Annotated in this window: 6 protein-coding genes; all 6 read right to left on the bottom strand. The window is 61.8% G+C overall.

Annotated features, from left to right (window positions below):
• Positions 1-128: 128 nt before the first annotated feature.
• The gene (locus F8N49_RS18470) at positions 129-5,846 is read right to left on the bottom strand and encodes a membrane-targeted effector domain-containing toxin (protein ID WP_151552050.1); all 5,718 of its coding nucleotides are present in this window, start codon (positions 5,844-5,846) and stop codon (positions 129-131) included.
• A gap of 129 nt (positions 5,847-5,975) precedes the next feature.
• Positions 5,976-7,691 (bottom strand): N-acetylglucosamine-specific PTS transporter subunit IIBC, encoded by a 1,716-nt coding sequence (gene nagE / locus F8N49_RS18465; protein WP_151552049.1) that lies wholly within the window; start codon positions 7,689-7,691, stop codon positions 5,976-5,978.
• Positions 7,692-7,714: 23 nt separating this feature from the next.
• On the bottom strand, positions 7,715-10,228 hold the full coding sequence (gene ptsP, locus F8N49_RS18460; protein WP_151552048.1) for a phosphoenolpyruvate--protein phosphotransferase: 2,514 nt from the start codon (positions 10,226-10,228) through the stop codon (positions 7,715-7,717).
• Between the two features lie 34 nt (positions 10,229-10,262).
• Entirely contained in the window at positions 10,263-11,285 is a 1,023-nt protein-coding gene (locus tag F8N49_RS18455; RefSeq protein WP_122699917.1) for an SIS domain-containing protein, read from the bottom strand.
• The gene (nagA, locus tag F8N49_RS18450) at positions 11,266-12,372 is read right to left on the bottom strand and encodes an N-acetylglucosamine-6-phosphate deacetylase (protein ID WP_071174482.1); all 1,107 of its coding nucleotides are present in this window, start codon (positions 12,370-12,372) and stop codon (positions 11,266-11,268) included. The genes F8N49_RS18455 and nagA overlap by 20 nt, the downstream gene beginning before the upstream one ends.
• Positions 12,373-12,412: 40 nt before the next feature.
• Complete coding sequence (locus tag F8N49_RS18445; RefSeq protein ID WP_016771550.1) at positions 12,413-13,144, bottom strand: GntR family transcriptional regulator; 732 nt, start codon at positions 13,142-13,144, stop codon at positions 12,413-12,415.
• Positions 13,145-13,347: the final 203 nt, after the last annotated feature.

Here is a 13,347-nt window from a genome sequence, read left to right as displayed (position 1 = left end):
TTCAGCAGATCATCATGCTTGCTGAGCTGGCGGTGAACCGTGCGCTGGATCGGGTTGATCCGTAGGCGTAAAAAAACCACCGGGCCGTCGAGCCCGGTGGTTTTCCACGACGTGCAATCGCGTGGATGTCACGTCACCTGTGTCAGCTTGACGTCCGTTACAAGCATGTCGACCAAGGTTCGCAGGTATTTGAAGCTCTGGTCTTTTTTCCCCCAGCGATCAATGAAGAACAGACCTTTGTCATTGATCTGAATCGGCGTCTCAACGATCTCGCCGGACCTGGATCTATGCACCACACTGGCGTTGCGGGTATCTGCATTTTCGATCAGGAATTGGCCCTGTCGAGTCAGTCTGCTGCGACTGACAGACGGAGGCGCAGCAGGCTTTTTCGTGCCGGGGACGGCCACCTCCATCACAAAGTCGCTGCTCAAGGCCCTCACGTTGGCCTCGTGCTGGCCGCTGACAAATTCCCATGTACCGCGATGAATATCCCTGGCCAGCTCGGGGGCGGTGTCGCGCACGTGCAGGCTGACGGCTGAAAGTGTATCGGCCAGACCTGGCACGCCGAGGTTGTAATTGGTGTGCGCACTGCCGATGAGGGCCACCCATTTATGCGGGCCGTTGGCCAGTTGATCAGCCTCGATCACTCGGGTTGCAAAATAGCTGAACATCTCGTTTCGCGAGACTGCTTTGTCATGCAGGCCCTTGAGGTGGTAGGACGCTGTGCAATCGATCGCTCTGATGCGGATGTTGTATTTGGCTGCTGCCTGGTAGAGCTCTGTGTAGGTATCGCTCCCACCGTAAGCGATCATGTGCCCCCGGTCCTGACGATGCAGGTACGCCTTCAGCCTGTCCGGCATACGTTGGGTTCGCAAAAAAATGTCGAGATCGGCCTGGTGCAGATCGGTGAACAGGTGCTCGACATACAACGTGTCATAGCCTGCTTTCTTGAGCGCTTTCATGTGCTTTTTCAGCAGCGCTTTGCTCGCTACATCGGCATGGGCTTCGCCGATCAGCAGATTCAAGCGTCCGTCGGCCAGCTGCCGCAAAAAAGCCTCGAATGTGCAGTCGGAGGTGAGCACCGGCAGGATCGGCGCATCGGGAGGGACGTAGTCGGTGAAAGTGTCTCTGGCGGTTTTTTCCAGGCGCTTGCGCTGGGCGATGAAAGCCTCGTAGGCCGTTCTTTCACTGGAGATCGTCGGGGTGTAATTCGAGTCCATGGAGTAGGGCTTATGCAACATTTCAGCGATATCGTCGCGCAGCGGCAAAGCCACATCGAAATCGCTGAAGTGATCAACGGCGCTAGCTGCGGCGGGTGGCCTGGAGACGGGTAGAGGTGCCTTGTAGGTGCTCGGCATCTGTACGAGGTAATCACCTTGCGCTGTCGCATCGCCGGCGATGGCGCCGGGTGTATCCCTGCCTATGCGTGCGGGTTGATACAGGTCGATGTCTTCAACACGCACGGCTACGGCCTCGTGCAGGTCGGCCAGGCCCGGCGTGTTGTCGAACGTGGTCATGCGCGACTGTTCGGTCAGGGCAATCCAGCGCTCTTCGCCGACGTCGGCCATATCACTGGCAAGCGCCTTGTGCGAATAGAAGTTTCTGATGGAGTTGTTTCGCGGGGTCAGCGGCGAGACCTCGGACATCACCATGATCCCTTCGAGTTTATAGCTGGCCGAGCCGTCTAGCGCATGGATGCTCATGCCTTTTTCCCGGGCCCTGCGCACCAGCGCCAGGTAAGAAAAAGCTGCGTCCGGCGCATACCCCATGGCTTTGTCGAGCGCCTTCAGATGTTTCTTGATATGAAACCAGGAGCCGTTCCTGTTGAGCTTTTCCAGTTTGAGATGAAACACGTCACCCGGCAGGTATTCGAGAAAGAGATGCTTGTAGCCGTTCGCCACGAGGGCGTCGAGATGCTCGATCAATAACTGTTTGCTGGCGATTGAACCAGGCTGTGCACCGATCACCAGGTTTTTTGCGGCGAATGCTTCGCTGCCGATCAACTGTGCGAATGAGGTACTGGCGGCAACTGCCGGCACTTCGGCACGGCCGGGCAGCGGTGCGAGCCGGGCAAAATGGCGCGTGGCGTCTTTGGTGAGTTTTTCGACCTGTTCCAGATAGGCTGTGCGTACATCGCTCAACTGATCGACCACCCGGGCCATGATGGTCTGCCGCGGGATACCCATGTCGCTCAGTTGCAGCAATGCCTCGCGCGATTGCGGCACCAGCAACGTTTCGACGCGCTCGCGGTAGTCGATCGCGACTCCATAATCTTTGTGCGGACCGGGTGTCTCGGGCACAGCTTCGTATTTCGGTGCCCCGCCGGACAGGCCGCTGCGCACCATCACTCCGTCGGAATTGCGTACGGTCAGAATGCCGGTCGAAAGCAGTCCGGAGCCATTCGGATCCGGGCGATAGAGCAAATAACGGCCCAGCGCGTCCGGGTTGTTACTGGCGTAATACGACTGTCCTCTGAAAGCGACCGCCTGCATATCGTCCCAGACGGGTTCAGTGGCCATTTGATCGACCAATGCCAGAGCACTCTGTTGCTCATCGTCGGCAGCGGCGACAGCCTGACGCAACGGGCGCCGGACGGGCTTGAGTGACCGTAGCGCCGGACGCAGATCCGTCAGCACCGCGCCGGCACTGTTGAACAGATAACCGAGCAAGTGCCGGAACGCTTCGTTGTTGTTGCCCTGACGATAGGCATGCAGGGCGAGCATCGCGTCCTTGAAGGCCAGCAACAGGCCGGTGCTCAGGCTCAGCAGCGGGAAGGGCGCGGTGGCGATGGCCGCGACCCACTCAACGCTCGTCCAGATCAGGCCGGCGATCATTTCGATACGACTGGTGGTGGTCGCGTGGACGTTGTCGATCCGCCGTTGCAGCTTCATGTCATAGAGCGCGGTGAGTAGGTCGCTGACGGCGTCAGCCGGTCGCATCGAGTCGTAGCGGGCGGGGCTGGTGGTGGTTTTGTTGAGGTCTTTGGGCAGCTTCTTGCGGATGTTGTCCAGGTGCGTGCGGACCCGGGTCTGGGCGCTGATACCCACGCGCGAGGTGAAGTACTCGACCATGCCCGATTGCAGCAGCAGATAATTGAACAGGCGCGCTTCACGAAAACGCACGCCGTCCGGCGCGTCCGGCGTATACAGCAGAACCGGATTACTGCCATGGCTGAACAGCCAGGTATCGATCACCCATTCGCCGTCGATCATCAACCGGTGGATCGGGTACTTCGTCCGCGTCTGCCCCGACGTTTGATCCATGCTGCTGATGCTTTGCTGGAGCCATTGCAGGTCGCTGCTGGCGATATGTCCTTGCAGCTGGCATTCCAGCGCGGCGCTTTGCATCTGGCGCTGAGTGATCGCCAGCGTCGCGTTGCGGCGGAACGCGTAGCCTTCGCTCTGGGAATTCTGCAGCTCCTTTTTGACTTTGTCGGTATAGCGTTGGCCGATCCATACCCCTGTGACCGAGCGCGCGACATTCTGCGCGGTCAGGCTGCTGATATCGATGCCTTGCGGACCTCTGAAGCGCGCCGAGCGTGAGAATTTCTGCTCGAGAAAACCCACGCCGTCGGCATAGCCGTCGCGATACAGCCGGGTATAGGTCAACGGCTTTGGTGTCCATGAGGGCACGATCGATTTTGGCGAGTAGGCCCAGACGGTGTCAGGATCGACGTCATTGGCCGCACGTTTGAGCAAGCGGTTCAGGCTGAGCTTCGCTTGCTCGTGCACGTAGGCGTCAAATGTCTGAAAACGCCCGCCCGACAGCGGATGTTGATTGAATGCGAGCAGTGCGCCCTCGGCGTCGTCGCTCAGCGTAGTCAGTTGTCGGCGATTGGCCGCAGTGGTCGAGCGATACCACACCGGTGTACTGAAATCATAATCATCGATGCGTGTGGCAAGCACGTGTTCAGCCATCGCTTTGAGGCAATCGAGATGGTTGCCGAGGTGATCGAAAGTCACCTTCTGGTGCTCCGCTGCTTCCGGTTTGAAGCTCAGCCCCGACAGGACTTTGCGCAGAGCAGGACGAAAGCGCATCGGTGCGCGGCTGACCAGGTAACCGGCCATGGTTTGGGCGGCGTCACTCTGCTTGGCCCACGACAACACATGGGCCTGACATTCGCGCTCACTGTCAAAGGCCTCGAACTGTCGATCGCGTGGGGCTTGTGGCGTGCATAGCAGAACGCGTTTGAGCGCACCGGACTGATCGTTCTGACGCAGCACCCAAAGGTCTTGGAGTTGCGCACCGTGCAAGCACAGCGTGGCGGCGCGCAACTGTGAATCGCTGCCGCTGCGCAGGCGCTGGATCATTTGCAGGTCGCTGTCGAGCAGGTGCCCTTGCAGCGCTGCGGTATGGGCGAGCGCGACGATGCGCTGATCGAGCATTTGCTCAATGGCAGGTTTGATCGCGGAGCTTGCCTGCATCTGCGTTTGCAAACGTGCGAAGTCGACTCGCGGTTCCAGCTCCAGTGCCTGCTTGATCACCCAGGCGGGCGTCACGTCCGCGTACTCGTCGGCTAGCGGCAGGTCGTTGTAAGTCAGCCGGGTGTGGCTGAGAAACTCCGAGCCTGGCAACTCATCGCCGGTGTGCGGGCCGCGCAGGGTCAGCTCGAGCAGGTTGCGCTTGTGCACATATACGCCGTATCCCGGTACCCGCCGGTCGGTGGTGATTTGCAGGTTGTCCGGTTGCAGATCGTCGATTTGCAGATCATCACTCAGACGCTCCAGCCATTGCTGGCGGGCCACGGCCATCAGACTGACCGCCGGGCCCATGAGGTCAAGCAGGTTTTGCCGGGCCTGATTGTAATTGCCCAGGTGCAACGCCAGTTCGGCCCGCTTGGCGGCGTCGGCGCTGCGGTACCAGTCCGGGGCGCTGTTGCGCAGGTGCCGTTCGAACAGAGTTTGTGCCTGAAGGGCCAGACGCGGAGTGAGATCCGGCAGCGCAGCGCCGATGGCGCGCTCCAGCTCGGCGATCAAGCGAGCGGGATCCTGCTGCGGGTTAGCGGCGAAACTCAGTGCATATTCGATATCCAGGGTGCGTTTTTCGATCAAGGCATCATAGATGTGTTCGAACAGCGGTTGGCTGTCGATGGGCGCCAGCTGCAATGGCCAGATTCCTGCTGTACCGATCTCGTGGTAGCGGCTGGGCAGCAGCTGCATCAACTCGCCACGGCTGATGCTGTGCTTCATGGTCTCGAGCAGATGGGCATCGAGATCAGCCAGCGAATTGAACAGCTCCAGGCCCCTGGCGGGTGTGAACAACACGGCGAAACCCGCGCTCTGGTCGGTCAGCAGATCGCTGACTTTCGGGGTGTCGTTTTGCGTAACCACAAAGGCCCCGGCGAGCTCGACAGTGGTTTGCTGATAAGTGAACTGCAACGCATACATGGCCGGACGCAACAGCGGGCCCAGCGCCAGTTTCTTCATCAGCTCACCAGCCTGCGGGTGCAACAGGCGATCCTTGACGGCTTGTTGCGCCTCGTACTCGAGCGCGGTGAAACCGGCGTCGTATTTAAGGAAGGTTTTTGCCGGTTTGCCGTCGATCTGGTCACGCAGATCCATGTTGATCAGTTGCGTGCTGAGGCGCACCTTCAGCGTGGCGATCAGTTGCTTGCCTGCCTCGCTTTGCAGGTCGCTGGTTGCCAGCGCCTGATAGAGCGCGCGACTGCGTTGCAGGTAGCCGTCGCGATAGGTTTTCAGCTGCTCTTCGAGGCGTTTGAGATGGGCCTGCTCGGTGCTCGGTTTGTGCTCGGGCAGCAGCGGGGTTTCGGTGTTGAAGAGCAGACGGCCGATCTGGTTGAGATCGTTTTTGATCTCATCGGGTGTGGGTGCGTTGGGGGTGCTCATGGGCACGATTTCCATGCTGGGGATGAAGGGCCAGCATGGCGAGCGGGGCGTGGAGGAGGGTGGTATCCATGTATCGTGCGCGGGCCGGATTTTCCCCGCCCGCTCCAGCCCTCCCGTTACCCGCGCAGATCAAACCTGCGCGCTGACCTCCCCGCGACTCAGCAATGCCTCGATCGCCCCGCTCAAACTCGCGGCCTTGTCCCCCACCAGCAAATGCCAGACGCCACCGTCCAACTGGCTGACACCCAGACAGCCGAGCGCTTTGAGCTGCGCATCGGACAACACCTTGGCATCGGCCAGTTGCAGGCGAATGCGGGTCATGGCGATGCAATCGAGTTGCAGCACATTGTCGCGACCGCCCAGTGCATCCAGCCATTGCTGCGCCTCGTTGCGGGTAAGCGCAACGCTCTTCGGCTCATCGGTAATGACTGCGGTTTCCACCAACGCTGTTCGGCCCAGCGCAGGCATGGCCAAGCGAATTTCATCGGCAATGCTGTCAGCCAACGGCCCGACCACGACCTGCAAGCTGCCGCCCTTGCCCGGGCGCACCACCGCCATCGCGCCCAGCGCTTTCAGCTCGGCATCCGAGGCCTTGTTGCGATCGACCATCTCCAGGCGCAGTCGGGTCGTGCAGGCGCCGACGGTGAGCAGATTCTCGGCGCCGCCCAAGGCTTTGATATACGCACTGGCGCGTTCGGTTTCCGAGAGCACGGCTTTTTCGGCGCTGGCGACGTCTTCGCGCCCCGGCGTCTTCAGGTTGAAACGACGGATACAGAAGTCGAATACCAGGTAATAAATGACCGCGTAAGCCAGCCCGACCGGCACCACCAGCCAGCCATTGGTCGACTTGCCCCAGCCGAGAATCATGTCGATGAAGCCACCGGAAAAGGTGAAGCCCAGATGAATGTTCAGGCCGTTGGTGATCGCCATCGACAGCCCGGTCAGCAGCGCGTGCAGGAGGAACAGCAGCGGCGCGAGAAACATGAAGGCAAATTCGATCGGCTCGGTCACACCGGTGAGAAACGAGGTCAGCGCCATCGACAGGAAGATCCCGCCCATCACCTTGCGCCGCTCCGGCAAAGCGTTGCGGTACATCGCCAGGCACGCGGCGGGCAGGCCGAAGATCATCATCGGGAACATGCCGGTCATGAACTGGCCGCCCTTCGGATCGCCGGCAAAATACCGCGACAGATCGCCGGTCACCAAGGCGCCCGTGGTCGGGTCGGTGAAGTTGCCGAAGACGAACCACGCCATGTTGTTGAGGATGTGGTGCAGGCCGGTGACGATCAGCAGGCGGTTGAACACGCCGAACACGAAGGCGCCGAGGCTGCCGCTTTCCATCATCAGCGCGCCGAACGCGTTGATGCCCTGCTGGATCGGCGGCCAGATATAGCCGAACAGCACGCCCAGACCCACCGCCGCGAACCCGGTGACGATCGGCACAAACCGCCGGCCACCGAAGAACGCCAGATACTCCGGCAGCTTGATGTCCTTGAAGCGGTTGTACAGCGCGCCGGCCATCAGGCCGCTGACGATCCCGGCGAGCATGCCCATGTTGATCGTCGAGTCGAGCACCTTGAGGGTGGAGATCATCACCACATAACCGATCACTCCGGCGAGGCCGGCGGTGCCGTTGTTGTCCTTGGCAAAACCGACGGCGATGCCGATGGCAAAGATCATCGCCAGGTTGGCGAAGATCACTTGCCCGGCATCGTGAATGATCGCGATGTTCAACAGGTCCGTGTCGCCCAGGCGCAGCAGCAGGCCGGCAATCGGCAGGATCGCAATCGGCAGCATCAGCGCGCGGCCCAAGCGTTGCAGGCCTTCGATGAAAAGTTGGTACATGGCGTTTGTCCTTTTTGTTTTTGTTAGCGCAGAGGCCAATGTTGATGACAGGCGTGGCGAACGGCGGCGGCGCTGGACAGCTTGAGCAGGTCGCGGCTCAGGCGCTGACATTCGGCTTCATGCAACTGACGTACGCGGTCCTTGATTTCACCGATCTGCACCGGGCTCACCGACAGTTCAGTGACGCCGAGGCCGATCAACACCGGCGTGGCCAGCGGGTCGGAGGCGAGGGCGCCGCAGACACCGATCCAGCGCTTGTGCACCGCCGCGCCTTCGCAGGTCATGGCGATCAGGCGCAGCAACGCCGGGTGCAGGGCATCGACCCGCGCCGCCAGCCCGGCGTGGTCGCGGTCCATGGCCAGGGTGTATTGCGACAGATCGTTGGTGCCGATCGAGAGAAAGTCGGCGTGTTCGGCCAGTTGTTCGGCTTGCAGCGCGGCGGCGGGGACTTCGATCATCACGCCGATTTCCGGGCGCTCGGTAATGCCCAGCTCAAGGCGCAAGGCATCGACGCGCTGGCGGATGTGCAGCAGTTCGTCGACCTCGGTGACCATCGGCAACAGAATCCGGCAACGCGACAACGGCTTGACCTGCAGCAGCGCGCGCAGTTGCTGATCGAGAATGTCCGGCCGCGCCTGGGCCAGCCGAATGCCGCGCAGACCGAGCACCGGGTTGGCTTCGGCCGGCAGTGGCAGGTAGTCGAGTTGCTTGTCGCCGCCGACGTCGATGGTGCGGATGATCACTGGCTTGTCGCCCATGGCATCGATGACCGCTTGATAGGCGCTGCGCTGTTCTTCGACGTCGGGTGCAGTCTGGCGATCAACAAAGAGAAACTCGGTGCGCAACAGGCCTACACCATCAGCACCGTTGGCAAATGCGTCTGCCGCTTCGTTGCTTGAGGCGACATTGGCGACCACTTCGATGTGCACGCCATTGCGCGTTTCAACGGGCAAATGGGCTTTGGCCTGTTGGCTGTCGCGACGCTGCTGGCGCTGGATTTGTGCCTGTTGCACGTCGGCCAGGCGTTGCGCATTCGGGGTCAGTTCGAGACGACCGCCGTCAGCGTCGAGCACCACGGCTTGATCTTGCGGCTGCTCAAGCAATTGCGCGCCCAAAGCGACGATGCACGGCAAACCTTTGCCGCGCGCCAGAATCGCTACGTGCGAGGTCGCGCCACCCTCGGCCATGCACAACCCGGCGACACCTTGCGCGCTGAGTTGCAGCAGATCCGATGGCGTCAGTTCGTGGGCGGCAACAATGGCGCCGGCCGGCACCTGGTATTGCCAGGCCTCGCCAAGCAGGGCACGCAGCACGCGTTGCTTGAGGTCGCGCAAATCGTTGGCCCGTTCGGCCAGCAGCGGACTGCCGGTGCCTTGGAGCATGTCGCACTGCGTGTCGATCGACTGACTCCAGGCGTGCGTCGCAGCGGTGCCTTGCGCGATGAATTGCTGCGCGGCGTCGAGCAGGGCCGGGTCTTCGAGCAGCGCCATGTGTGCGGCGAAGATCGCTTCTTCGTCGGCGTTCTTGTGCTTTTTCGCCTGGGCGAGGGTGGCGGCGATTTCGCTGCGCACCGCGTTCAATGCCGTCTCAAGCGTCTGCTGCTGTTGCACTGGATCGTGATGGCCCGTATCCGCCGGCAAGGTGATCGCGTTCAAGCGAAACAACGGCCCGGCGACCAGCCCTGGCGCGGCGCAAACACCATGCAACACCCCAGCCTCGGCCGGGCGTTTCAGCGCGGCTGTGGTGGTCGGCGCTTGCCCGTGATCATCGTGCGGCAGCGCCGTGGCCAGTGCGCTGAGCAGAGCTTGCAATGCGGCATCGGCGTCCGGCCCCTGACAACTGACCTGCACCACATCCTGCTCACCAATCGCCAGCCCCATCAAACCGATCAGACTGTTGCACGGCGCCGATTTGCCGTTGAAATGCAGCTGTGAGTGGCTGCTGAAACCCTGGGCGGTCTGGCGGATCAGCGCAGCCGGGCGCGCATGCAGGCCACCGCGATGAGCGACCTGCACTTGACCACGAACCTCAGGCCCGCCGCTTGTATCGGTATTCGCCGCCACCACATTGCGCGCGATGATGTGCAGCAACGGCTCGCCGACTTTCACCGCTTTGAGGGTGATCGGCCGCACCTGAAAATCCGCGCTGTTGGTCAGGATCAACAGGCTGACCAGGCTTTTGCAGTGCTGGCCGACCTTGTCCAGGTCATAGCGCAGCAGCGGCTGACCGAGGCTGACGCGATCGCTTTCCTTGACCAGCATGGCGAAACCTTCGCCGTTCAGTTCAACGGTGTCGAGGCCCAAATGCAGGAGGATTTCCGCACCGTTGTCGGCGCGCACGGTCACCGCGTGGCTGCTGCGCGCAACGTGGATGACCACGCCGGCGCAGGGCGAATACAGCGTGTCGTTGAGCGGGTCGATGGCGATGCCGTCGCCCATCGCGCCACTGGCGAACACCGCGTCCGGGACGTTGGCGAGCGTCAGCACCGGGCCGCTGAGCGGGGCGCTGAGGGTCAGCTCTTTATTGTTGTCGGGCATGGCTGGGTCTCATCAGGTGTGCAGTCAGTCGGACTTAATGCGTGCGGGTCACTTTGCTCAAATGGCGCGGCTGATCCGGGTCCATGCCCCGCGCCACGGCCAGGCCTGCGGCCATCACGTAAAAGCTCTGGATCGCCAGAATCGGGTCGAGGGCCGGGTGTTCGGCGCGGGTCAGGGTCAGGTCGCGTTCGCTGACGTCATCCGGCGCGGCGAGCAAGACCCGGGCGCCGCGCTGGCGCATTTCCGCCGCCAGGCTCAGCAGGCCGGCCTGCTCGGCACCGCGCGGGGCGAAAACCAGCAGCGGATAGTGTTCGTCGATCAGTGCCATCGGCCCATGACGGACTTCGGCACTGCTGAACGCTTCGGCCTGAATCGCCGAGGTTTCCTTGAACTTCAGCGCCGCTTCCTGGGCAATCGCGAAACCGGCGCCACGGCCGATCACCATCAGGCGCTCGCAATCGCGCAGGGCTTCGATGGCCACGCTCCAGTCCTGTTTCGCCGCTTCGCGCAGGCCTTCTGGCAGCGCATCGTGGGCTTGCAGCAATTCGCTGTCCTCTTTCCAGTGCGCGATCAAACGCGCGCTGGCGCTGAGGGTGGCGATAAAACTCTTGGTCGCGGCGACACTGCTTTCAGTCCCGGCGAGCAGCGGCAGGCTGAATTCACACGCTGCCTCCAGTGGCGAGTCGGCAGCGTTAACCATCGACACGCTCAGCGCGCCACGCTTGCGCAACAGGCGCAGGCTGTTGACCAGATCCGGGCTCTGTCCCGACTGCGAAAACGCGAACGCGACCTGACCGCTGACTTTCAGCGGCGCCTGCTGCATGGTCACCACCGACATCGGCAACGAGGCCACCGGCACGCCCAGTTGCTGCATGGTCAGGTAGGCGAAGTAGCTCGCCGCGTGGTCGGAACTGCCACGGGCGACGGTCATCGCCACTTGCGGTGGCTGCCGGCGCAGACGCCCGGCGATCTCGATCATCGGCGCGTCGAGCTGTTGCAGTTGGGCTTGCACGGCCTCGAACGAGGACAGCGCCTCTTCAAGCATTTTTGAAGTCAATGTCTTCTCCTTCGACCATGACGGCGGTCAGTGTGAGTGAGCGATCGAGCCGCACGCAGTCGGCCCAGGCGCCGGGGGCAAGGCGCCCGCGTTCGGTGATGCCGAGATAGTCGGCGGGAAATTGCGACAGACGCTGCGAGGCTTCGGCGATCGGCAAACCGATCTTCACCAGATTGCGCAGGGCCTGATCCATGGTCAGGGTGCTGCCGGCCAGCGTGCCGTCGGGCAGACGCACGCCGCCCAGGCATTTGGTCACGGTGTGGCTGCCAAGCTTGTATTCACCGTCGGGCATGCCGGCGGCGGCGGTCGAATCGGTGACGCAATACAGGCACGGGATCGAACGCAGGGCCACGCGGATGGCGCCGGGATGCACGTGCAGCAGATCGGGAATCAGCTCGGCGTATTTGGCGTGGGCCAGTGCTGCGCCGACGATGCCCGGCTCGCGGTGATGCAGCGGGCTCATGGCGTTGTAGAGGTGGGTGAAACTGCTGGCACCGGCAGCCAGCGCAGCGACGCCTTCCTCGTAGCTGCCGAGGGTGTGCCCGATCTGCATGCGGATGCCACGGCTGCTCAGCTCGCGAATCAATGCATCGTGACCGGCGATTTCCGGGGCAATGGTGATGACGCGGATCGGCGCCAGCGCCAGATATTCTTCAACTTCGGCCATCAACGCGGTGTGGGCGAAGTTCGGTTGAGCGCCGAGTTTTCCCGGGTTGATGTAAGGGCCTTCAAGGTGCACGCCGAGAACACGCGCGGCGCCTTTCGGACGCTGTTCGCAGAATTGTCCTACCTCTTTCAGGACATTTGAGATCTCCGCACTCGGCGCAGTCATTGTCGTGGCCAACAGCGAAGTGGTGCCGAAACGCACGTGGGTTTTGCTGATGGTTTCGAAGGCTTCGGCGCCTTCCATGATGTCTTTGCCACCGCCGCCATGCACATGCAGGTCGATGAAACCCGGCAGCAGATAGGGCAGATCGTTAGTGGCCGGGTCGCAGGGCACGCCTTCGATCGACACGACCTTGCCGTGTTCGTGAATCAGCCGGCCGCGAACCCAGCCGCTGGCGGTGAGGATGTTGTCTTCGGACATTTTCGTTCTCGCTTGGGGCCGCTCTCAGCGACGCGGCTCTTTATCTACGAAGCTCTGCAACAAAGTCGTAGTAGTCGTTGCGGCAATAGGTGTCGGTGACTTCGATCGGCGTGTTGTCTTCCAGATAGCCGACCCGGGTCATCAGCAGCATGGCGGTGCCGGGGGCGATGCCGACCAGTGCGGCGAATTCGTCCGAGGCGTTGATTGCCTGGATGTGCTGAAGGGCGCGGACGATCGGTTTGCCGATGCCGTCGAGGTATTCGTAAAGCGAATCGCCCACCGCTTGCGGCCTGGGCATGATCGAGGCGGGCAGGGTGCTCATTTCGATCGCCATGACCGTGTCATCGGCTTTGCGCAGGCGCTTCATGCGCGCCACCTTGTCATTCGGCGACAGGCCGAGGCGGATCAATTCTTCGTGGGTCGGCAGGGTGATCTCCCGCTCCAGCCATTTCGAGCTCGGCACGAAACCTTTCAGGCGCAGCATTTCGCTGAAGCCGGACAGACGCGACAGCGGTTGTTCCAGGCGTGGGGTGATGAACGTGCCCGAGCCTTGCAGGCGGCGGATCAGGCCTTGCTCGAGCAAAACTTCCAAAGCCTTGCGTGCGGTGACCCGGGAGATGCCGAGCTGGTCGCTGAGGTTGCGCTCGGACGGCATCGCCTGTTCGGCCTTCCACTGCCCGGCATGAATCGCCGCTTCCAGATTGCGCGCCAGTTGCAAGTACAGCGGCGTCGGCTGGGAGTCATCGGGACGTAGGGTTTGAAGGTCGTTCATGTAGGTCGTTTCCGTCGCGAGTATAGGATTGTTGTGGCTCGCTTGTGCGACGGAAGCTAATACCACTTGAATACCATGTCAACGCGATGAAATGGCGTCTGACCCAATGGATTGGCGGGTTTCAGGGGGCAGTGTTTAAAGTGGTATTAGTGATGGCCCATAAAAAGCAAAAGATCGCAGCCTGCGACAGCTTCTACAGTTGA

The organism is Pseudomonas sp. GXM4 (genome assembly GCF_008923895.1).
Taxonomy (GTDB): Bacteria; Pseudomonadota; Gammaproteobacteria; order Pseudomonadales; family Pseudomonadaceae; genus Aquipseudomonas; species Aquipseudomonas atacamensis.
The sequence above is the reverse complement of the archived record's forward strand: the minus strand, read 5'-3'. Positions and strand labels throughout refer to the sequence as shown.